19 protein-coding genes and 1 pseudogene are annotated in these 21,900 nt (G+C 75.0%); 16 read left to right on the top strand and 4 right to left on the bottom strand.

The window, feature by feature from the left end; all coding sequences use genetic code 11:
• From AC2TEW_RS05010 to AC2TEW_RS04995, 4 genes are read left to right on the top strand one after another with little or no spacing between them, the layout of a single operon-like run.
• A complete protein-coding gene (locus tag AC2TEW_RS05010) occupies nt 1–1,419 on the top strand; it encodes a class I adenylate-forming enzyme family protein (protein WP_484622072.1) in 1,419 nt (472 codons plus the stop codon).
• Entirely contained in the window at nt 1,416–3,095 is a 1,680-nt protein-coding gene (locus tag AC2TEW_RS05005) for an AMP-binding protein (RefSeq protein ID WP_484622071.1), read from the top strand. The genes AC2TEW_RS05010 and AC2TEW_RS05005 overlap by 4 nt, the downstream gene beginning before the upstream one ends.
• Before the next feature lie 52 nt (nt 3,096–3,147).
• Nucleotides 3,148–4,074 carry a JmjC domain-containing protein gene (locus tag AC2TEW_RS05000; protein ID WP_484622070.1) on the top strand — a complete coding sequence of 309 codons (927 nt, stop codon included), beginning with the start codon at nt 3,148–3,150 and terminating at the stop codon, nt 4,072–4,074.
• Nucleotides 4,075–4,123: 49 nt separating this feature from the next.
• Nucleotides 4,124–4,564 carry a hypothetical protein gene (locus AC2TEW_RS04995; RefSeq protein ID WP_484622069.1) on the top strand — a complete coding sequence of 147 codons (441 nt, stop codon included), beginning with the start codon at nt 4,124–4,126 and terminating at the stop codon, nt 4,562–4,564.
• Between the two features lie 22 nt (nt 4,565–4,586).
• Here AC2TEW_RS04995 and AC2TEW_RS04990 read toward each other — a convergent pair whose 3' ends face one another.
• Nucleotides 4,587–5,537: a LysR family transcriptional regulator gene (locus AC2TEW_RS04990; protein ID WP_484622068.1), complete on the bottom strand. Its 951-nt coding sequence runs from the start codon at nt 5,535–5,537 to the stop codon at nt 4,587–4,589.
• Between the two features lie 106 nt (nt 5,538–5,643).
• On the opposite strand from AC2TEW_RS04990, the gene AC2TEW_RS04985 reads away from it, so the two are divergent.
• The 5 genes and pseudogenes from AC2TEW_RS04985 to AC2TEW_RS04965 form a co-directional block, all read left to right on the top strand.
• Nucleotides 5,644–6,537: an NAD(P)H-binding protein gene (locus AC2TEW_RS04985; RefSeq protein WP_484622392.1), complete on the top strand. Its 894-nt coding sequence runs from the start codon at nt 5,644–5,646 to the stop codon at nt 6,535–6,537.
• A gap of 54 nt (nt 6,538–6,591) precedes the next feature.
• Nucleotides 6,592–6,957 carry a darcynin family protein gene (locus tag AC2TEW_RS04980; RefSeq protein ID WP_484622067.1) on the top strand — a complete coding sequence of 122 codons (366 nt, stop codon included), beginning with the start codon at nt 6,592–6,594 and terminating at the stop codon, nt 6,955–6,957.
• 119 nt (nt 6,958–7,076) lie between these two features.
• A complete protein-coding gene (locus AC2TEW_RS04975; protein ID WP_484622066.1) occupies nt 7,077–7,499 on the top strand; it encodes a DUF7144 family membrane protein in 423 nt (140 codons plus the stop codon).
• Nucleotides 7,500–7,642: 143 nt separating this feature from the next.
• Nucleotides 7,643–8,320: a TetR/AcrR family transcriptional regulator gene (locus AC2TEW_RS04970; protein ID WP_484622065.1), complete on the top strand. Its 678-nt coding sequence runs from the start codon at nt 7,643–7,645 to the stop codon at nt 8,318–8,320.
• A gap of 590 nt (nt 8,321–8,910) precedes the next feature.
• A pseudogene (locus AC2TEW_RS04965) lies at nt 8,911–9,234 on the top strand (transglycosylase family protein); the annotation flags it as partial.
• 88 nt (nt 9,235–9,322) lie between these two features.
• Here AC2TEW_RS04965 and AC2TEW_RS04960 read toward each other — a convergent pair.
• Nucleotides 9,323–12,190, bottom strand: a complete 2,868-nt coding sequence (locus tag AC2TEW_RS04960) for a discoidin domain-containing protein (RefSeq protein ID WP_484622064.1) — start codon at nt 12,188–12,190, stop codon at nt 9,323–9,325.
• A 317-nt stretch (nt 12,191–12,507) separates the two neighbouring features.
• On the opposite strand from AC2TEW_RS04960, the gene AC2TEW_RS04955 reads away from it, so the two are divergent.
• On the top strand, nt 12,508–12,702 hold the full coding sequence (locus AC2TEW_RS04955; RefSeq protein WP_033823726.1) for a DUF1918 domain-containing protein: 195 nt from the start codon (nt 12,508–12,510) through the stop codon (nt 12,700–12,702).
• 37 nt (nt 12,703–12,739) lie between these two features.
• Nucleotides 12,740–13,429, top strand: a complete 690-nt coding sequence (locus AC2TEW_RS04950; RefSeq protein WP_484622063.1) for a DedA family protein — start codon at nt 12,740–12,742, stop codon at nt 13,427–13,429.
• On the opposite strand, the gene AC2TEW_RS04945 is transcribed toward AC2TEW_RS04950, so the two are convergent.
• Together AC2TEW_RS04945 and AC2TEW_RS04940 are read right to left on the bottom strand one after the other, a co-directional pair.
• Nucleotides 13,390–14,133 carry a PIG-L deacetylase family protein gene (locus tag AC2TEW_RS04945; RefSeq protein WP_484622062.1) on the bottom strand — a complete coding sequence of 248 codons (744 nt, stop codon included), beginning with the start codon at nt 14,131–14,133 and terminating at the stop codon, nt 13,390–13,392. The two genes, AC2TEW_RS04950 and AC2TEW_RS04945, sit on opposite strands and share 40 nt — an antisense overlap.
• Before the next feature lie 44 nt (nt 14,134–14,177).
• Nucleotides 14,178–14,834: an NADPH-dependent F420 reductase gene (locus AC2TEW_RS04940; protein WP_484622061.1), complete on the bottom strand. Its 657-nt coding sequence runs from the start codon at nt 14,832–14,834 to the stop codon at nt 14,178–14,180.
• A 288-nt stretch (nt 14,835–15,122) separates the two neighbouring features.
• On the opposite strand from AC2TEW_RS04940, the gene AC2TEW_RS04935 reads away from it, so the two are divergent.
• The 5 genes from AC2TEW_RS04935 (at nt 15,123) to AC2TEW_RS04915 (ending at nt 21,895) form a co-directional block, all read left to right on the top strand.
• Nucleotides 15,123–18,125: a polysaccharide lyase family 8 super-sandwich domain-containing protein gene (locus AC2TEW_RS04935; protein WP_484622060.1), complete on the top strand. Its 3,003-nt coding sequence runs from the start codon at nt 15,123–15,125 to the stop codon at nt 18,123–18,125.
• 176 nt (nt 18,126–18,301) lie between these two features.
• Entirely contained in the window at nt 18,302–18,709 is a 408-nt protein-coding gene (locus tag AC2TEW_RS04930) for a YciI family protein (protein WP_484622059.1), read from the top strand.
• A gap of 8 nt (nt 18,710–18,717) precedes the next feature.
• Nucleotides 18,718–19,863: an RNA polymerase sigma factor gene (locus AC2TEW_RS04925; RefSeq protein ID WP_484622058.1), complete on the top strand. Its 1,146-nt coding sequence runs from the start codon at nt 18,718–18,720 to the stop codon at nt 19,861–19,863.
• Nucleotides 19,864–19,956: 93 nt separating this feature from the next.
• Entirely contained in the window at nt 19,957–20,715 is a 759-nt protein-coding gene (locus AC2TEW_RS04920; RefSeq protein ID WP_484622057.1) for a YqjF family protein, read from the top strand.
• 79 nt (nt 20,716–20,794) lie between these two features.
• Nucleotides 20,795–21,895: a calcium:cation antiporter gene (locus AC2TEW_RS04915; protein ID WP_484622056.1), complete on the top strand. Its 1,101-nt coding sequence runs from the start codon at nt 20,795–20,797 to the stop codon at nt 21,893–21,895.
• The last annotated feature ends 5 nt before the right edge of the window (nt 21,896–21,900 follow it).

The following is a 21,900-nucleotide window of genomic DNA, read 5'->3' as shown; positions in this document are numbered from 1 at the left end:
ATGCGCCCCCACCTCCGGGACCCGTGGGCCACCGCGCGGACGGCCCCCGACCGCACGGCCGTCGTCGCCGACGACGAGACCTGCACCTTCGCCGGGCTGACCGCCCGCGCGGACGCCCTGGCCCACGCCCTGCGGGCCCGGGGGCTCGCCGACGGCACGGTCCTGTCCACCGACCTCCCCACCGGGCCGCGCTTCTTCGCGCTGGCCCTCGCGGCGCTGCGCCACGGCTACGGCCTGTTCCCGGTCCCGCCGCAGCTGCTCGCCCTCCCCGAGGGCCCGGCCCTGCCGGCGCAGGCCGGCGGGGCACTGCACATCACCGCGGAGCCGCCCGGGCCGGCCCGGCCCGCCCTGCCCTGCCCCGTCGTCGGCGACGACGAACTGCTCGCCGCCGCGGCCACCACACCCGCCGGGCCCGGCCCGGCCGCGCCGCCCGCCGCCGGACACCTGGTGTTCGCCACCTCCGGCACCACCGGCGTCCCGCAGGCCGTCGTCCGCACCCGGCCCGCCCGGCCGTACAAGGGCGTCGCGGTCGCCGAGCGGTACGGCGCCGGCCCGGAGCTCGGCCCGCACCTGATGGCAAACCCGACCTACCACCTCGGCACCCTCGGCCCGGCCCTGTACGCGCTCCAGGCGGGCAGCCCGGTCGTCGTCCAACGCACCTGGTCCACCGACGGGTTCGTCGAACTGGCCGACCGGTACGGCGCGGACAGCGCGTTCCTCAGCCCCGACCGGTTGACCGAACTGGTCGAGGCGGGCCGCGCCCCACGGCACCGCTTCCGGGTGGTCTTCCACGGCGGCGGCGCCTGCCCGCCGGCGGTGAAGCGCGCGGCCATCGACCTGTTCGGGCCGGTCCTGCACGAGTACTACGGCACCTCGAAGAGCGTGCTGACCGAGATCACCACCCCGGAGTGGCTGGACCGGCCCGGTTCGGTCGGCCGTCCACTGCCCGGGATCCGGATCGAGGTCACCCGCGACGGCCGGGTGCTGCCCCCGGGTGAGGCCGGCGAGATCGGCGTGCGGCTGCGCGCCGCCGACCGGGACCCGGGCGAGCCGCCGGTGCACGCCACCGGCGACGTCGGGATGCTCGACGCCGACGGCTACCTGTTCGTCATCGGCCGGGCCGGGACCCCGGAGGAGCTGACCGCCGCCCGCCTCGAACACGGCATCCGCCTGCTGCCCGGGGTCACCGACGCGGCCGTCCGCGGCGGCCCGCGACCGCTCTGCTTCGTGGAACACGTCGAGCACGGGACGTTCCCCGACCCGGTGCCCGCCATCGAGGACTCGGCCCGTCACCTCGGCCTGCCCGCGCCCCGGATCGTCCTGACGCCGTCCGGCTCGCTGCCCCGCACCCCCAGCGGCAAGATCCGGCGCGCCGACCTGGCCGACCCGGGGCCTCTCCCGGGCCGGGGCCGCGGATGACCCCGGCCCAGCGGCCCGTCACCGCCTTCGACCGGCTGGTCCGCCATGCCCGGTACCGGCCCGACACACCCGCCCTCACCTGCCTCGACGGCGACCGGGCCCGCGACCTGACGTACCGCCGGCTCCTCGGCCTGGCCGCCGCGTCCGGTGCCCGGCTGGCCGCGCTCGGGGTCCGCTCCGGGGACCGGGTCGTGCTGGTGCTGCCCAACGACGAGTCCTTCGCCGCCGCCCTGCTCGCGGCGATCGGACGAGGGATGATCCCCGTCCCCGCGGCCACCCCGGCGACCGCCCGGCCCGAGGCGTTCACCCGGCGGCTGCGCGGCATCGTCGCCGACTGCCGCCCCGCACTGGTCGTCACCACCGCGTACTGGCAGGACGCCGTCGGCGGCGCACTCGGCGGCCTCGACGTACCCGGCGGGGTGCACCTCTGGCCGGGGCCGGCCGACGCGCCCGACGACGCGGACCCGGCGGACCACCCGGTCGGGTTCGCCTCCCCGGACGCGCCCGCCTTCCTGCAGTACACCTCCGGATCGACCGGCACCCCCAAGGGCGCCGTCATCAGCCACCGTGCGCTGCAGGCCAGTTGTGCGCAGGCCGCGCGGGTCTACCGGGAGAGCCCGGACGACGTGGCGGTGACCTGGGTGCCGCTCCACCACGACATGGGGCTGGTCACCGGACTGCTGCGCCCGCTCTTCGGCGGCTACCGGTCCGTGCTGATGCCGCCCGAGGCGTTCGCCCGCCGCCCGGGCGCCTGGCTGTCGGCCGTCACCGCGCACGGCGGGACGCTGTCCAGCGCACCCGACTTCGCCTACGCGCTGTGCGCCCGCAAGGTCACCGACCGCGAGGCGGCCGCCCTCGACCTGCGGACCTGGCGGGTCGCGCGCAGCGCCGGCGAGGTGGTGCGGGCCGCCACGGCCGAGCGGTTCACCGCACGGTTCGCCGCCGCCGGGTTCTCCCCCCGGAGCCTGTGCCCCTCCTACGGCATGGCGGAGGCCACCCTCACCGTCACCGCCGGCACCCCGGAGCGCCCGGCCGTCCGGCTGGCCGTGCGCACCGACGCACTGCGCGCGGGCGAGGTGGTCCCGGCCGTCCCGGGGGCGCCCGCCACCGTCCTGCTCTCCTCGGGGACACCGCTGCCCGGCACCGAGGTACGGGTGCAGGACGCCTCCGCCGGTACCGGGGGCGGCCCGCGCATCGGGGACCTCGCCGTGCGGGGGCCGCAGCTGTTCAGCGGCTACTGGCCCGCGGTGCACCGCCCGGACGGGTGGCACCCGACCGGGGACCGGGGGTTCACCCACGACGGGCACCTGTTCGTCCTCGGGCGCGGCGATGACGTCCTGGTGCGCCACGGCAGGAACTTCTACCCGGCGGACGTCCTCGCGGCCTGCGAACAGGTGCCGGGCGTGCGGCCCGGGCGCAGCGCGGTCTTCACCGTCGCGGACCCGGACCCCGACGGCCGGGTGTGCCTGGTGGCGGAGCTCGCGGACGGCCCCGGCACGCCCCCGCCCGCCCGGGTGGCCGACCGGCTGCGGCGGCACCTGGCGAACGCCCTCGACCTGTACGTCTCCGAGGCCGTCCTGCTGCCCGCCGGCGGGCTGCCCGTGACGACCAGCGGGAAGGTGCGGGTCGCCGAGACCAGGCGGCGCCTCGAGCGGGGGACGCTCCCCCGCCTGTGAGCGGCCGACCGATCAGGAACCCACCAGCGGAACGCAGAAGGAATGAGGAACCGTGCACGCTCCGACACTGGCCCAGTGGGTCGGCGACCCCACCGGCTTCGGCACCGCGTACTGGCGCCGGCGGCCGGGCGTCTTCCGGCCGGAGGGGGGCGTGCGCAGCCCCTTCACCCTCGCCGACGTCGATGCCGCGCTCGCCACCGGCTTCCTGCACGAGCCGTACGTGGAGATGACCCGCGCCGAGGACCCGCTCGGCCCCGACGCCTACCTGACCCCGCGTGCGGTCTACGACGTCCCGTACGGCGGGTTCGCCGACGAGGCGAAGATCCGGGCGCTGCTCGACGACGGCGCGACCCTGCTGATGCGCCGGATCGACCAGTGGCACGGCCCGACCCGCGACCTGCTCGCCCAGCTGTCCGCCGAACTCCAGCTGGCGGTCGAGGCGTTCTGCTTCGTCACGCCGCCCGGCACCCAGGGCGTGCCGCTGCACCGCGACGACGCCGACGTCCTGGTCCTCCAGCTGAACGGCAGCAAGTCCTGGGCCGTCCACGAGGGCCCGGCGGACGGCCACTGGCGGCACGGGCGGGTCGACGGCGAACCGCCGGCCGAGGTGCTGCGGACCACCCTGCGGGCCGGTGAAGTCCTGTACATCCCGCGGGGGTTCGCGCACCAGGCGGTCGGCAACGAGGGCCTGTCGGTCCACCTGTCGCTGACCGTCCGGGAGATCAACCTGGGCGACCTGTTCCGCAGCCTGCAGAAGCTCTCGGGCGCCGCCATGAAGATCGAGTCCCGTCCGCTGGACGACGACGCCGTCCTGGCCGCGGCGGCCGCGCTGCTCGACCACGTCCGCACGGCCGTCGCCGGCCTGACGCCCGAGGACCTGGTCCGCCACGCCCGCCGCCGCAAGCTGGCCGCCCTGCCCGCACCCCGTGCCCCGATCTCGCTCTCCGCGCTGGCGGCCGGGTACGACGCCCCGGCCTGACCACGGCCCCGGTTTGCCCCGGTCCGGGCGGGCGCGGCAGGATCGGCCGGTGTTCGAACTGCTCCCCGGCACCGGGGTCGTCCTGCCCGCCGGCGCCGGCCTGCTCCGTTTCGGCCTGGACGACCGGGCCACCGGCCGGACGCTGGCCGCACTCGGCGACGCCCGGGCCGTCCCGATGCTGGACGCCACCTGGAGCCGCACCGCGCGGCACCACGACGTCGAACTCGCCACCGGCTCCGACGAGGTCGACTGGGACGCCCTCGAACCCGCCGAACCGCTGCTGCGCAGCATCGTGCTCAGCCGCGCCCGGCCGGCCTCCTGCGGTCCCGCGGTCACCCCGGTCGTCCTCGACGGCATCGACCTCTTCGGCCATCCCGCCGCCGAGGTGCTGGACGTCCTGGGCCGTGACCTGCCCGTCGGCCTGTGGCTCGGGTCCCCGCCCCGCCGCGGCTACCTGACGGTCGTCCGCCTCGCCGCCGGCCCCGGGTGACCGCTGCGCACCGGCGGGGGGGTCATGCGGTCGGGCTCCCGGGGGTGCACAGGGTGCGGCGGACGGCGTTGCGGAGCCAGTGGTGGGCCCGGTCGGCCGCGTGCCGGGGGTGCCAGGCCATGCCGATGGTCACGGGCGGCAACGCCACTGGTATGTCCAGGAGTTGAAGTCCGAGGGCGGTGGCGTCACCGGTGAGCGGGGAGGGGGCGGCGCCGGGTGGTGCGGCGGGCACCAGGCAGACCAGGTCGGTGCGGGCGGCGAGGGCCATCGCCGCCAGGTGGCCGGGGAGGACGACGCCGACCCGCCGGCGGAGGTTCTGCTCGGCCAGGGCGGTGTCGAGCGGGCCGGTGAAGCGGCCGCGGCGGCTGACCGCGACGTGCTGGGCGGCGGCGAGCCGGGCCGGGGTCAGCGGCCCCTCGGTCAGCGGGTGGCCCGGCCGGACGGCCGCCACCATGCGGAGGGTGACCAGTTCCTCGACCCTCGTCTCAGGGTCCACGTGGTCGATCGAGCCGACCTCCAGGTCGATCCGGCCGTCGCGCAGCGCGGGTCCGGCCTCCAAGTCCTCGGCGCGCAGCCGGAACGACACCCCGGGCGCCTCCTGCCCGGCGAGGCGCAGCAGTCCGGGGGCCAGGGCCGCGCCGACCAGGTCGGCGGTCTGCAGGGTGAAGGTGCTGCTGAGGGTGGCGGGGTCGACGCCGGTGGCGGGGCCGAGCAGGGCGTGCAGGCTCCGGACCACGGCCGCGGCCTCCTCGCGCAGGGCCAGCGCGCGGGGGGTGGGGACCATCCGCTGCCCGGCCCTGACCAGCAGCGGGTCCTGGAGGGTGCGGCGCAGGCGGGCGAGGGTGCGGCTCATGGCGGCGGGCGAGGTGTGCAGGCGGGCGGCGGCCCGGGTGACGCTGTGTTCGGTCAGCAGGGCGTCCAGGGCGAGGGCGAGATTGGCGTCGAGGGCCGCATCCGGGCTGTTCACCAGCATTATTCCGTTCCGGTCAATGATTCCGTGCTGAAGTTCCCATTGTGGCAGCACCTGGATCCTCAGCAGGATGAGGGACGTACCGACCGGCACGACCTACGAGGTTTTCATGATCGTCATTACTGCTCCCACCGGGAACATCGGCCGCCACCTGCTCTCCCTCCTCCTGGAGTCCGACCCCGCCGCGGGCGAGGCGCTGCGCGTGATCGTCCGCGACCCGGCCCGGCTCCCGCAGGAGGCCCGCGGACGCGTGGAGGTGTTCGTCGGCTCGCACGGTGACGCCGAGGTCGTCGACGCGGCCTTCGCGGGTGCGGACGCCGTCTTCTGGCTCGCGCCCCCGGACGCCGCCCTGACCCCGTTCGACGCCTACAGCGGCTTCAGCGCACCCGCCGTGCGGGCGCTCGCCGCCCACGGGGTCGGCCATGTCGTCGGCGTCTCCGCGCTCGGCCGCGGCACCCCGCTCGCCGACCGGGCCGGTCTCGTCACCGCCTCCCTCGCCCTGGACGACCTCATCGCCGGCAGCGGCGTCGCCTACCGGGCCCTGGCCAACCCGTCGTTCTTCGAGAACCTGCTGGAGGAGGCCGACTCGATCCGCGACCGGGGCGTCTTCACCGACTCCGCCGACGCCGACCGCAAGGCCCCGCTCGTCGCCACCGCCGACATCGCGGCCACGGCCGCCCGCCTGCTGCTGGACCGCTCGTGGACCGGCAGCGGCAGCGTCCCGGTCCTCGGGCCGCAGGACCTGTCCCCCAACGACCTGGCCCGCATCATGACCGAGCAGTTCGGCCGGCCGGTGCGCTACGAGCGCCAGGCGCTCGACGAGATGTACGCCACCCTGGTCGGCCACGGGCTCAACGAGGTCTTCGTCCAGGGCATCGTCGACATGAAGCGGGCCAAGGACCAGGGCCTGGACGCCGGTGCGGTCCGCACCCCGGACACCGCCTCCGCCACCACCTTCGAGGAGTGGTGCGCCCGGACCCTCAAGCCGGCCGTCCTCTCCTGAACCCCGAAACCCTGAACCCCGAAACCTGACATCCGCCCCTTTGGAGCCACCCTGATGCCCACCGGAACCACCGAACCCCCGGTCACGGCGTTCATGCTCGTCAAGACCACGCCGGAGTGGCTGGCCCTGACCGTCCCGCAGCGGGTCGCCGCCTTCACCACCGAGGTGCTGCCGGTGATCGAGGCCAGGACCACCGGCGTCCGCTCGCGCTTCTACGACACCGAGTTCTACTCCGCCCGCGTCACCGACGTCTGGATGTGGGAGGCCGAGGACCACCGCGCCTACCGGCTCCTCATCGACGCGCTGCGCGAAACCCCGTTCTGGGACCGCTACTTCGAGGTCGTCGACCTCCTCGTCGGCACCGAGAACGGCTACGCCCGCAGCTACGGCCTCGAGCCCGTCGCCACCATCACCACCTGACCCACCGCTCCCCGCCCGTCTCCTAGGTGGCGGTCCGTGACAGGCGTGGCACCCTGGTTGTGGAGCCTCCGAACAAGGTCGCCGACCGGGTGACCAGCGCACTCGAAGGAGCTCGGACCATGACCAGCAACGTCGGCGGGACCGGCGCGGCGCAGACCACCGGCCGGCCCTGGGCCACGGGGTGGACCGTCTTCGCCGCCGTCATGATGATCTTCGGTGGCACCATGGCGATCTTCGAGGGCATCGCCGCCATCGCCAAGGACGACCTGCTGGTCGTCACCCGCAACTACACGTTCTCGATGAACACCACCGGCTGGGGCTGGATCCACCTCATCCTCGGTGTGATCCTGGCGCTGACCGGGCTGGCCCTGTTCAGCGGCGCCACCTGGGCCCGGGTGGTGGGCGTCGCGGTCGCCGGACTCGCGATGATCGCGAACTTCCTGTGGCTGCCGTACTACCCGTTCTGGGCCATCATCCTGATCGCCATCGACGCCTTCGTGATCTGGGCCCTGTGCGCGGGCACGACCCGTACCACCGCCTAGGCACCACCGAGCAGTTCGCCTCGGACCTCCCCGCAGGGGTCCGGGGCGTACGCGCGCGCCGGACCCGGCCGCGCGGTGCCCCGCCGCCGGCGGCGACGGGTGGGGATTGGCTCCGCGAGCGCCGGATGGGGCAGAGTGAGCGCATGACGGCGCAGACGGGCGGGCGGGAGCGGGAACAGGCGGGCACGGTACGGCGACGGCCGGTGCAGCAGCGCAGCCTGGAGCGGTACGAACGGCTGCTGGACGCCTGCGCCGGGCTGCTGGACGAGGTCGGCGCGACCGCGCTCACCACCAAGGAGGTCGCGCACCGCGCCCAGGTGCCGATCGGCACCCTCTACCAGTTCTTCTCCGGCAAGGAGAGCCTGCTCGCCGCGCTCGCCGAACGGAACCTGGACCGCTACCTCGACCGGCTGGGCCGCCGGATCGCCGCCGAGTCGCCGCCCGGCGTGGCCGGGTTCGTGGATCTCGCCGTCGAGGAGTTCGTGGCGATGAAGCGGGCCGTGCCCGGCTTCGGGCACCTCGACTTCGGCCTGGTCGACCGCTCCGCCGCCGGGCTGGACGACGGCGAGCACCTGCTCAGCCCGGAGCTCGACAACAACGCGGCCGTCGCACTACGGATCCAGGAGATCGGCGCCGGACTGCTCGATCCCACCTCCTTCCCACTCGCCGTCCGGGTCGGCCTGGAGTGTGCGGACGCCGTCCTGAAACTGGCCTTCCGCACCGACCCGGCCGGCGATCCGGCACTGATTGCCGAGTGCAAGCGGCTGCTGCGCTGCTACCTCTCCGACCCCTCCCCCGCCGCCGGGCCCGCGCGGCCGTGAGCCGGTCCTGAGCGGGGCCCCGGGCCGGATGTGACCCAGGCCATCGCGGCTCCCCTCGGACGCTGACCGGCCGTCGGCGGTGCCGTCACGCTGCGTCGACCATGCGCGCGGCCTCACAGCCGGATCCCGGTGACCGGGGCCACAGAACGCCCTCCGGCGGCCCCGGCGGGCGGCGACCGGGCCCGTGAAATCGGGGGTCCGGGCACCGTGTTACCTGCGGAAACACCGCGCTGAGCTGGTACTTCTCCGGAAATCCTTGTGCCGCCCCCGGGGCGCCCGTAGCTTCGAAACCAGTGCACAGCGCACTCCCCGGGTTCACCCCCTGGCGCACCACCCGCTCCCGTACCGGAGCCGCGGCCGGTGCCCGCCCGTCCGACGGCCTCGTGCCGGGACCGGCGGAGGCGGTGACCAGGGCGGCACGGTCCGCACCCTGCGTGACCGGCCGCCATGCGTAGAGACGGACCGACCGGGCCCCCTTGCGGGGCGGGTGCGGCACGCCTTCCCCGAGGACTCCGAGAGGATTCACTTTGACTTTCCGTAACGAGACTTCCGCTGCCACCACCACCGCCACCAAGCGCAAGCGCGTTCGGATGGCCGTCATGGCGGGTGCGGTCATCGCCCTGCCGGTGGCCGGACTCGTCACGGCCACCGGGGCGTCCGCCGCCCCGGCCTCCACCTGGGACAAGGTCGCGCAGTGCGAGTCGACCGGCAACTGGGCGATCAACTCCGGCAACGGCTTCTACGGCGGCCTGCAGTTCACCAACAGCACCTGGGCCGCCTTCGGCGGCACCTCCTACGCCCCGCGCGCCGACCTCGCCACCAAGGCCCAGCAGATCAACGTCGCCGAGAAGGTCCTCGCCTCCCAGGGCCCCGGCGCCTGGCCGGTCTGCTCCGTCAAGGCCGGCCTCACCAAGTAAGGCCCACGCACGACGCACGTCCGGCGCCCCGCCCACCCCCACCCAGGGGTGCGCGGGGCACCGGCATGTCCTGCCGCGGGTGCGGCTAGGAGCCGAACACCTGGAGCTCGGAGAGCTGACCGGCGGGCCAGCCCGAGTTGGCGGTGAAGGTCAGCCGCAGATACCGCGCACTGGTCGCGGGCAGGTTCACCGTGACGGTGTTCCCGCTCGCCGGGTCGAACCCGTACGAGGCCGCACCGACCACCGTCGCGAAGCTCGCGCCGTCCGCCGACCCCTGCACCGCGACCGTCTCGCTGCGCGCACCCCAGGCCGCGGCCGGCGGCAGCTTGAGGACCAGCCGCTTGACCGCCGCCTGGCAGCCGAGGTCGACCTGGACCCACTGCGGGAACGCGTTGTTCGCGCTCTCCCAGTAGGTGTCCGCGTTCCCGTCCACCGCGTTGCCCGCGCCGTAGGTCTGGGTGGAGCCGGACGCGGTCGCCGGACGCCCCTGCGCCAGGTTGCCCGCGGTGGGGCAGGCCGGCGGCGGGGAACTGGGCGAGGAGGACGGCGACGGCGAGCCGGTCCCCGTGCCGCCGAACACCTGGAGCTCGGAGAGCTGACCGGCGGGCCAGCCCGAGTTGGCGGTGAAGGTCAGCCGCAGGAAGCGCGCACTGGTCGCGGGCAGGTTCACCGTGACGGTGTTCCCGCTCGCCGGGTCGAAGCCGTACGAGGCCGCACCGACCACCGTCGCGAAGCTCGCGCCGTCCGCCGACCCCTGCACCGCGACCGTCTCGGTGCGCGCACCCCAGGCCGCGGCGGGCGGCAGCTTCAGGGTCACGGCGGCCAGGTTCTGCAGGCAGCCGAGGTCGACCTGGACCCACTGCGGGAACGCGTTGTTCGCGCTCTCCCAGTAGGTGTCCGCATTGCCGTCCACCGCGTTGCCCGCACCGTAGGCCTGGGTGGAGCCGGACGCGGTCGCCGGACGCCCCAGGGCCAGGTTGCCCGTGGTGGGGCAGGCCGGCGTCGAGGGCGAGGAGGACGGCGACGGGGACGGGGAGCCGGACGGGGACGGGCTGGGCGAGGAGGTCCCCTGACCGCCGCCCGGCACGCCGTCGTACGTCCAGACCGGTGCGGGCCAGGTGCCGGTGCAGGTGGAGCCGGTGTTCCAGCCGGAGTTGCCGCCGCCGTCGGTGATCGCGAAGCCGGTGCCGACGCAGTTGTGGACCGGGGTGGCGGCCTGGGCGATGTTCCTGGCGGTCACGTTGGTGAACCGCATGGTGGCGTTGGCCTGGGCCTGGATCGCGTAGGTGCCGGCGCCGTTGATGGTGACGTTGGTGAAGTTGATGCCGTTGGCGGCGCCCTCGATGGTCTGGATCGCCTCGTAGGAGCTGTCCAGGATGTCGGTGTCGGTGATGTTGACGGTGGCGCCGGAGATCGGCTCGTTGAGGCCGCTGAACCAGACCGCGCCGACCCCGAAGTTCCAGTTGAAGTCGCTGTTTCCGGTGCGGATCAGGGTGTTGCGGGCGGCGGTGATGGTACCCGCGACGGCGGTGCCGCTGCCGGAGTTCACCCCGGGGTAGCGGTTGGCGATGTGCAGGCCGCCGCCGTTGGTGATGGTGTCGGACATGACGTTGTCCGAGATGGTGAAGTCCTTGCCGCCGTAGGTGACGATGTTGTTCGCCAGGATCGGCAGCACCACGGTGTTGTGGGTGAAGCTGTCGTTGACGTTCGGCTTGTCCTGCGGCCAGGAGGCCAGCCCGTCGTCACCGGTGTTGCGCACGAAGGTGTTGGTGACGGTCGAGTTGGTGACGCCGGTGTGGAAGTTCACGCCGTCCGCGGTCTGGTCCAGGATCCGGCTGTTCCGGATGGTGAGCTGGTCCATCGGGCCGTCCATCCAGGCACCGACCTTGGTGTGCTGGAGCCAGAGGTTGTCGATCAGCGAGTTGGACATCGCGCCGCCGATGGCGTTGACCTGGTCCTCGTCGACCCGCTCCCGGATGTCGCCGATGATCGCGAAGTTCCTCAGCGTGACGCCCCGGCTCGGGCCGCCGGCGGTCACGTACTTGCCGTAGATCCCGGCCGCGTGCGAGCGGTTCACCGGGTCCCGGCCGCCGAGCACGCTGTACCAGGGGCCGGCGCCGGTGAGCGTGACGCCGTCCACGATCACGTGGTCGTAGAGGGTGAAGCTGCCCTGCGGGATGTAGACCGGCTTGCCCTGCGCCTGACCGGCGTCGACCGCCGCCTGGAACTTCGCGGTGGAGTCGGTGGCGCCGGTCGGGTCGGCGCCGAAGTCGGCGACCACGTCGAGCGCCCCGGCGGGCCTGGCGATCGGCGCGGCCACGTTCTCGAAGTCGGCCAGGTCGACGGTGAAGCTCGGTGACTGCGCGGTGGAGGCCACCTGGAGGCGGATCTTCGTCCCGGCGGGGTAGGTGGCGCCGAGCAGGGTGCGGGTCTCGTCGTAGAAGTGGTGCGGGTTGGTGTCGCCCGGGTTGTTGTTGAACGGGTAACCACCGTAGTACCAGCTGTACTTGGACGTCACGTCGACGCTCTTCAGCCTGCTGCCGTTGACCAGCAGGTCGAGCGAGGCGTCCCGCCCCTTGCCGTCCGCGGTGTCCGGCAGGCTGTAGCGGAAGTCGATGGAGTTGGCCGCCGCGGACAGCGTGAACTCCACGTACTGGCCGGGCGCGTTCAGCGTGACGGCCTGCCGCCCGGAGGCCTCCGAGGGCAGGTGCCCGTAGAGCCGGTCGGGGCCGATCACGGTGCCGTTGGTGGCCGCGTACTCGGCCTCCTGCTCGACGAACGGGACCGTGGCGCCGCGGCCCGGCACGGCGAGCGGCGACAGCGCTGGAACGCCGGCGGCGTGCGCCGCACCGGCGTTGGCCAGTACGGCGGTCAGCAGTCCGGCGGCGCCCAGCGCGGTCGCGGTGAGCGCCGCGACGGTACGGGATCCGCGGGTTCGGGGTGGTGGCTGCATCTGCGGCTGCACATCCTTGCGGCTCGGTGGGGGAGAGCTCGGGGGTGGGTGCACCCGGCGACGGCCGTGGCCGCCCCGGGCTTGCCGAGACTACGAGCCGTCAACGCACGAAGTCCATACACGTGCGCAAAAACAGGACGACTGTCTGCAAGATTCAGCGCGCACCGGGATCCCGACGCGGGCATGCCGGACCCGGCCGCACCGCACGGCCCGATCCCCGCGCCACGCCGGAGGGGCACGTTGCGCGGGCCAGCCGGGCGCAGCACAGTGGAAGACACCAGTCCGTCCGTCTCCCCGGAGCAGAGCAGGAGCACAGCATGCAGGCCATGGTTGGCGACCGGCTCCACATCCACAGCAGGTCAGTGGGCATGGAGGACCGGCAAGGCGAAATCATCGAAGTCCGGGGGGCCGACGGTGCCCCGCCGTACCTGGTCCAGTTCGAGGACGGCCACGAGGGCCTGATCTACCCCGGGCCCGACACCAGCATCGAACCGCACCTGGAACACCGGTAGTCCCCGCACGGCCGGCGCCTGCCGGGAGCTGTCGACCGTGACCTCGTCCCTGCCCGGCCCGCTGGCCCAACTGGCCCCGCTGCTGGACGACTACGGTTATCCGGCGGTGGGCCTCTTGGTGTTCCTGGACAACTGCGCCGTACCCGTCCCCGGCCAGACCATCCTGGTGCTGGCCGCGGTCTACGCCGGCACCGGCCGCCTCTCGATCGCCGCCGTGGCGGCCATCGCCGTACTGGCGGCCGTCGCCGGGGACTGCCTCGGCTACCTGATCGGCCGCCGCGGCGGCCCCGCCTTCGTCGGGCGCTGGGGCCGCTACCTGCGGCTCACCCCCGCGCGGATGGCCCGCGCCGAGCACTTCTTCGAACGGCGCGGCAGCCAGCTGGTGCTGGTCGCCCGGTTCGTGGACGGGCTGCGCCAGGCCAACGGCATCGTGGCGGGCGCCGCCCGGATGCCCTGGCACCGCTTCCTCGCCGCCAACGTCGCGGGCGCCGTGCTGTGGGTCGGCGTCTGGGCGGGCGCCGGCTACCTGGCGGGCGACAACATCGCCGCGCTGTACGACCGGGCCGTGCGCTACCAGTTCTACCTGCTGGCCGCGCTCGGCCTGCTGGTGCTCGCGCTGCCGGTCCGGTGGCTGCTGCGCCGCGGGCGGGCCGGGGCCGGCGACCGGCCCGCCCGGCCCGGCGCCGCTCAGCCGCGCAGCGGTACCACCTCGAAGGACGACGCGTAGCGCGTCCCGAGCCGCTCCCCCGTGGCCCGGCCGATCCCGTCCAGGAAACCGCGGGCGTCGGCCATCGCGCCGCCGAGCCCGGCCAGGTACGCCCCGTGCGCCTCCAGCGAGGCCACCCCGCGGTCGAAGTGCTCGGTGGTGTCCACCGCGTGCCGGGCCTGCGGCGAGGCGGCCGCCCAGACCTGGCGGACGCCGTCCCACGGCTGGTGGCCCTCGGCGGTCAGCTCGCGGAACACCCAGCGGTTCCCGGCGTCGCGGGCGCCGTCCAGGGTGGCCCGGCCGGTGGCGATGTGGTCCGCCTGGTTCGGGAACGAGCCGAAGTAGGTGTCCCGGAAGTTGGTGGTGATCACGATCTCCGGCCGGTGCCGCCGGACCGCGCGGGCGATGTCCCGGCGCAGCGGCAGCCCGTACTCGACCGTGCCGTCCGGGTACCCGAGGAACTCGACGGTGTCGACGCCGACCAGGGCGGCGGAGGCGATCTGCTCCTGCTCCCGGACGGTGCGGCACTCCTGCGGGTCCATCGAGTCGATGCCCGCCTCGCCGCTGGTCACCATCACGTAGACCACCCGCTTGCCCTGGGAGGTCCAGCGGGCGACCGCCGCGGCGGCGCCGTACTCCATGTCGTCGGGGTGGGCGACCACGGCGAGGGCGGTCCGCCAGTCCTCGTCGAGCGGCTCGAAGGGCGGTGGGCTCTGATCGGTCATCGGTGTCCCCGTGGGTGGTCGGTCGCGGCGGCGGGTGGTGGCGGTCAGTCGGCGGTGGTGATCGAGTAGTTGAAGTCGACGTGCCCGAAGTGCCGCATCAGGTCGAGCCAGAACGGCATCAGCATCTCCAGGCCGCGGGCCGCGGTGATGCCGCCGAGGTCGAGGACGGCGGCGCTCGGCCAGCCGAACTCCACCAGCAGGGCCCGCACCACGGCCTTGGCCTCGGGGTCCTCCCCGGCGATGAACAGGTTGTGGGTGCCGGGCAGGCGGGCCGGGTCGACCATCACGTCGGCGTTGACCGTGTTCAGCGCCTTGACCACCCGGGCGTCCGGGAACTCCCGCTGGATCTGCTCGGCGACGCTGTCGGTGTTGACCGGGTCCAGGCTGACCTCGCCGGTGGCGGAGAAGACCAGCGGGTTGGAGACGTCGATCAGCACCTTGCCGGCCAGCGGGCCGGCACCGGCCAGCCGCAGCGCCGACAGCGCGACCGTGCCCGCGGTCGCGTTGATCACCACCTCGCCGAACTCGGCGGCCTCGGTGAAGGTCCCGGCGTGGCCGTACGGTCCGGAGCGGTCCGCCCACTCGTTGGCGGCCGCGTTGTCCTTGGTCCGGGAGCCGATCGTGACCTGGTGGCCGAGCGAGACCAGTTTCGCCGCCAGCGTCCGGCCGACGGTGCCCGTGCCGATTACTCCGAACCTCATCGCTGCTCCCCAGTACCGTTCCCGCGAAGGGCCTCCCGGTCGTGGGCGGCTGCCCTCGACCCCTGCGCGAACCATAGCCCGGTGCGGTGCTGAGCCGGGGTCATATTCGCCGCCATGTCGGCCGGGCCGCCGCCGGGACGGTCTGCGAGGGCCACGGGTCGCGAGCAGCTTTGACGCGCGGCGGGAAGGCGCCTACCGTCGTCCGCGACCGGAGCGGCGGGCACGGGCCCGCCCGCGCCACCGCCACCGCCACCGTCCCCGTCCCGGTCCTCCCGGCCTGGAGGCCCCATGGACACCGCCCCCGCGGCCGGCCCGGCCGCCGACGGACCGGCCGGTCGTCCCGGCGCCGCGCCCGCGCTGACCCGTCGCCGGCTGCTGCGGGCCGGGGGCACCGCCGCGGTGGCCCTGGCCGGGTCCTGGGCGGCCGCCCGCGCCTTCGATTCCGGCACGGCGGGCACCACCGACGCGGCCGCCGGCACCCCCGCCGACCCCTACGACACGCTGCGGCAGCGCTGGCGCGAGCTGCTCACCGGCACCGGTTTCGACGCCACCGCCGCACCCTACGACCGGGCCCTCGCCGCCCTCGGCGCCCGGGCCGGCACCGCGCTGGACACCATGGCACCGGCCCCCGGCGCGCTGTGGCCCGACCTCCCGCTCGGCACCGCCTCCGCCAACATCACCGCCGGCTACGTCCGGCTCCGCACCCTGGCACTGGCCTGGGCGCAGCCCGGCACCGGCCGCACCGGCGACCCGGCGCTCGCCGCCGCCGTCGCCACCGGCCTCGACCACCTGCACACCCGCGCCTTCACCCCCACCGCGACCGCGTACGGGAACTGGTGGGACTGGCAGATCGGCGCCCCGCAGGCCCTGCTCGACACCGTGGTCCTGCTCCACGACCGGTTGACGCCCGACCAGGTGGCGGCCTACTGCGCCGCCGTCGACCGGGCCGTCCCGGACGACAAGGTGGCGGTGTACGCGGAGACCAGCACCGGCGCCAACCGGGTCGACCTGTGCCGGGTGCTGGCCGTGCGCGGTGTGCTGGGCCGCAGCGCCGCCAAGCTCGCCACCGCCTCCGCCGCGCTGTCGCCGGTCTTCCCGTACGTGCTGGCCGGGGACGGCCTGTACGCGGACGGCTCGTTCGTGCAGCACACCTCGGTGCCGTACACCGGCTCGTACGGCGAGGTGCTGATGGGCGGGCTGAGCCGGCTGCTGGGGCTGCTGGCGGGGTCGCCCTGGGAGGTGACGGACCCGCTGCGGCAGAACGTCTTCGACGCGGTGACCCGCGCGTACGCGCCGTTCGTGTTCAACGGGCTGGCCATGGACGCGGTCGCCGGGCGGGCGGTCAGCCGGGGCTCGCAGGGCTCGGACCAGCGCCACCTCCAGCAGGACGACCACACCCGCGGGCACGCGCTGATGAGCCACATCCTGCGCCTCGCGGACTCGGGTGCGGCCCCGGCCGGGCAGTCGGCCGGCTGGCGGGCGATGGTGAAGGGCTGGATCGCCCGGGACGGGTACCGTCCGTACCTGGCCGACGGCTATGTCGACGTGCCCGAACTCGCCAGGGCCGAGCGCCTGTTGGCCGACCGGTCGGTGACCGGCTCGGCGGAGCCGGCCGGGGCGGTGGTGTTCGGGATGGACCGCGCGGTGGTCCGCCGGGCCGGCTGGGCGGCCTCGCTGAGCCTGTGCTCGGCCCGCACCTCGTTCTACGAGACCGGCAACGGCGAGCATCTGCGCGGCTGGCACAGCAGCAGCGGGATGCTCTCCTGGTGGGGCTCCTCCTTCGGCAACGGCCAGTACTCGGACGCCTTCTGGCCCACCGTGGACCCGTACCGGCTGCCCGGCACCACCGTCTCCGCCAAGCCCCTGGCGGACGCCGAGGGCGGGTCCTGGGGCGAGGCCCGGCCCGACTCCCTGTGGGCGGGCGGCGCCTGCGACGGCACCTACGCGGCCGTCGGACAGGACCTGCGCGGGCTGTCGTCGACCCTGCGCGGCCGCACGTCGTGGTTCCTGCTGGACGATGCGGTGGTCTGCCTGGGGGCCGGGATCTCCTGCGCCGACGGCGCCGCGGTGCGGACCGTGGTCGACAACCGCAATCTCGGCGCCGCCGGGACGCCCGCGCTGACCGTGGACGGCGCGGCGCAGCCCGGCACGCCCGGGCGCGGGGCGCGCTTCCCGGCGGCGCGCTGGATGGCGCTGGCCGGGGCCGGCGCCTACCTGTTCCCGGACGGCGCCGCGGTGGACGCGCTGTGCGAGGCGCGGACCGGCAGCTGGCACGACATCAACGGCGGCGGCGCGGCCGATCCGATCACCCGGCGCTATCTGACGCTGTGGATCGACCACGGCACCGACCCGGCCGGGGCGGGCTACCACTACCAGCTGATGCCGGGCGCGGACGCCGCCGCGGCGGCCGCCCGGTCGGCCGCGCCGACCGTCTCCGTGCTCGCCAACTCCCCAGCGGTGCAGGCCGTTTCGGACTCCGCCTCGGGCGTGACCGCGGCCAACTTCTTCGCCGCCGGGACGGCCGGTCCGATCACCGCGTCGGCGCCGTCCTCGGTGCTGCTGCGGGAGCGGGACGGGACGCTGACGGTGACCGTCTGCGACCCGTCCAGGACCGCCGCCACCGTCCGGGTCACCGTCGCCCGGCCCGGCTGGGGCAGCGCCGAGCCGGGGCCGGGGGTGACCGCGCTCGGGCTCGGCGCGGCCGTGACCCTGCTGGTCGAGACCGGCGGCGCGCAGGGCGCCTCCCGGACCGTCACGCTGCGTCCGGCCGGCTCCGGCACGCGGCCGGCCCGGGCGGTGCTGGTCCCCGCGGCGCGGGACGCGTACCTGCGGGACGGCCCGTACGGTGACACCAACTACGGCACCGCCACCACCCTGACCGTGAAGAGCACCGGCACCCCCGGCAGCGGCTTCGACCGGCGGGCGCTGTTCGGCTTCGACCTCCCGGCCCTCGCGGGCGAGGTGCGGCGGGCGGTGCTCTGGGTGCACGGCGCGGTCGCGGACACCGACGGGACGCAGACCGCGGTGCAGTGCTTCGCGGCCTCCGGCGGCTGGACGGAGGCGGCCGTCACCTGGAACCGCTCCCCGGCCCTCGGTGCGGCGCTCGGCGGCGGCCCGATCTCCACCACCGCCGACTGGATCGGCCTGGACGTGACCGCGGCCGTCACGGGCGCGGCGGGCCCGCTCTCGCTGGCCCTGTGGCAGCCGTCCGGCCGGCCCGGCCTCGCCGTCGACCTGGACGGCCGGGAGCACCCGGCCTTCGCGCCGTTCCTGCAGCTCGTCACCGACTGACCGCCGCTCCCCGCCGCCCCGGCGGGCCGGGTCGGCGGCACGCTCCGGCGTCCCGGCGGAGGCTGCGAGAAATCCGGCGGAGAAAGTCCGGCAGGTGTGTCGAGAAACCGGGACCGGCTCCGTCCCAGGGGTGAACGCGACCACAATGGGTCGCATCAGCACCGAGGAGAGACACCATGGCCAAGTACCTGCTGCTCAAGCACTACCGCGGCGCCCCGGCCGCGGTCAACGACGTCCCGATGGACCGGTGGACCCCGCAGGAGATCTCGGCGCACATCCAGTACATGCACGACTTCGCGGCCCGCCTCGAGAAGAGCGGCGAGTTCGTCGACGCCCAGGGGCTCGCCCCCGAGGGCACCTGGGTCCGCTACGACGGCGAGGGCCGCCCGCCGGTGACCGACGGGCCGTTCGCCGAGACGAAGGACCTCATCGCCGGCTGGATGGTGATCGACGTCGACAGCCACGAACGCGCCGTCGAGCTGGCCGGGGAGCTGTCGGCCGCCCCGGGTGCGGGCGGCGAGCCGATCCACGAGTGGCTCGAGCTGCGCCCGCTCATGGCCGCGCCGCCCACCATCACCGACTGACCCGGTCGATGGACGAAGCACTGCTCCGCAGACTCACGCCGAGCGTGCTCGGCATCCTCGTCCGCCGCGGAGCCGACTTCGCGGCGGCCGAGGACGCCGTCCAGGACGCCCTGCTCGAGGCCGTCCGGGCCTGGCCCGCCGACCCCCCGCGGGACCCGAAGGGCTGGCTGGTCACGGTGGCCTGGCGCCGGTTCCTCGACGCGACGCGGGCGGACACCGCCCGCCGCCGTCGGGAGGACCGCCTCGAGGAGGAGCCGCCGCCCGGGCCGGCGCCCGCCCTGGACGACACGCTCCGGCTCTACTTCCTGTGCGCCCACCCGTCCCTGACCCCGTCGTCGGCGGTCGCGCTCACGCTGCGCGCCGTCGGCGGGCTGACCACGCGTCAGATCGCCCGGGCCTACCTGGTGCCCGAGGCGACCATGGCGCAGCGGATCAGCCGGGCCAAGCGCACGGTGGCCGGTGTGCGGTTCGACCGGCCGGGCGACGTCTCCACCGTGCTGCGCGTCCTCTACCTGGTCTTCAACGAGGGCTACTCGGGCGACGTCGACCTGTCCGCCGAGGCCATCCGGCTCACCCGGCAGCTGGCGGCCGCGATCGACCATCCCGAGGTGGCGGGCCTGCTGGCGCTGATGCTGCTCCACCACGCCCGGCGGGCCGCCCGGACCGCCCCGGACGGCGCCCTGGTGCCGCTGGCCGAGCAGGACCGCGGCCGGTGGGACACCCGGGCGATCACCGAGGGTGTCGCGGTCCTCCAGGCGGCGCTCGCCCGCGACCGGCTGGGCGAGTTCCAGGCCCAGGCCGCCGTCGCGGCCCTCCATGCGGACGCGCCGAGCGCCGAGGAGACCGACTGGGTGCAGATCGTCGAGTGGTACGACGAGCTCGTCCGGCTGACCGGCAGCCCCGTCGTCCGGCTGAACCGGGCGGTGGCCGTCGGGGAGGCGGACGGCCCGCGCGCGGGCCTCGCGGCGCTCGCGGCGCTGGACGACACGCTGCCCCGCCACACCGCGGTGGCGGCGTACCTGCACGAGCGGGACGGCGACCTGGCGACCGCGGCCCGGCTGTACGCCGAGGCCGCCCACCGCGCACCCGACCTCGCCGAGCGCGACCACCTGACCCGGCAGGCCGCCCGGCTGAACGACCGGCTGCGCCGGTGACGGCCGCTCCCGGCCCGGCCGGGGCGCCACCGGACGTTCCCCGCCCGGCCCGGGCCGGCCGGGGCGGCGCGGCCGGGGCGTAGGATCGCGGCCGTGGCCATCCAGCCCGCTCCCCCGGAGCCCGTCACGCCCGGGCCGCCGCGCGCGGTCGGCGCCACGCTGCTCACCCAGTCATGGCTGGATCTGACCTTCCTGCACTGGGAGGTGGAGCCGGAGCGGGTCGCCCCGCTGCTGCCGGCCGGGGCCCGGCCGGACACCGTGGACGGGGTGAGCCACGTCGGGCTGGTCGCGTTCCGGATGCACCGGATCGGCTGGTTCGGCCTACCCGGACTGCCGTACCTGGGGACCTTCCCGGAGACCAACGTCCGGCTGTACTCGGTGGACCGGCACGGGCGGCGCGGGGTGGTGTTCCGTTCGCTGGAGGCGTCCCGGCTGGTCCCGGTGCTGGCGGCCAGGGCCGGTTTCCGGCTGCCGTACGTGTGGGCGCGGATGGCCGTCCGGCACGAGGGCGACACGGTCACGTACACCAGTGCGCGGCGCTGGCCGGGGCCGCGGGGGGCGCGCAGCCGGATCACCGTCGAGGTCGGGCCCGAGCTGGCGGAACCGACCCCGCTGGAGCACTTCCTGACCGCCCGCTGGGGGCTGCACAGCTCCTTCGCGGGCCGCCCGCTGTACCTGCCGAACGTGCATCCGCGCTGGCCGCTGCACCGGGCCCGGCTGCTCGACCTGGACGAGGACCTGATCGCGGCGGCCGGGCTGCCCGGGGTCGGCGGCGAGCCGTGCAGCGTGCTGTACTCGCCGGGCGTCCCGGTGCGCTTCGGCTTCCCCTCGCGGGCCCCGGGCTCCGGCTGACGGTGCGTCGGCCGGGCGCCGCCGCTCGAGCGGGTGTCACTTCCCGGCCGGGGGTCGCCGGTCTGCCAAGCTCGACGGCATGATCACTCGGATCCGCCCGCTCGCCGCGCAGTGGACCACCGTGGTGCCGGTGCTGGCCCTGGTCCTGCTGCTGCTGACCTGGAAGCGTTCGCTGCCGGGCCCGGTGGTGGCGGTGGTGGCCTGTTTCCTGGCCGGGGCGGTGCTCGCGGCGGTCCACCACGCCGAGGTGATCGCGCACCGGGTCGGTGAGCCGTTCGGGTCGCTGGTGCTGGCCGTCGCGGTGACCGTGATCGAGGTCGCCCTGATCGTCACGCTGATGGCCGACGGCGGCGACAAGAGCGCGGGCCTCGCCCGGGACACCGTCTTCGCCGCCGTGATGATCACCTGCAACGGGATCCTCGGGCTGTGCATCCTGGTCGGCGCGCTCAAGCACCGGGTCGCGGTCTTCAACTCCGAGGGCACCGGAGCCGCCTTCGCCACCATCGCGACCCTGGCCACCATGAGCCTGGTGCTGCCGACCTTCACCACCAGCACCCCGGGCCCGCAGTTCAACCCGACCCAGCTGGTCTACGCGGCGAGCGCCTCGATCGTGCTGTACGGCCTGTTCGTCGCCACCCTGACGGTCCGCCACCGCGAGTACTTCCTGCCGGTCACCCCCGCCGGCGACCTGCTCGACCCGGCCGACCACGGCGACCGCCCGACGCAGCGCACCACCCTCGCCTCGGCGGCCCTGCTCGCGGTCGCGCTGACCTCGGTGGTCGGCCTCGCCAAGGGCGTCTCCCCCACCATCGAGCGGGGGGTGGCGGCCGCGGGCCTGCCGGCCGCCGTGGTCGGGGTGGTGATCGCCCTGCTGGTGCTGCTCCCGGAGACCATCGCCGCGGTGCGGGCCGCCTCCCGCGGCCAGGTGCAGACCAGCCTCAACCTGGCGCTCGGCTCGGCCCTGGCCAGCATCGGCCTGACCATCCCGGCCGTCGCGGTCGCCTCGGCCTGGCTGTCCGGCCCGCTGCTGCTGGGCCTCGGGGCCACCCACATGGTGCTGCTCGCGCTGACCGTCGCCGTCGGCACGCTGACCGTCACCCCCCAGCGGGCGACCCCGCTGCAGGGCGGCGTCCACCTGGCGATCCTGGCCGCGTACCTGGTGCTCGCCGTCAGTCCGTGACGGCG

It is taken from the genome of Kitasatospora sp. NEAU-CNBT7, assembly GCF_057220535.1.
Note: the sequence above shows the minus strand (reverse complement) of the source record. Positions and strands in the feature narration are given on the sequence as shown.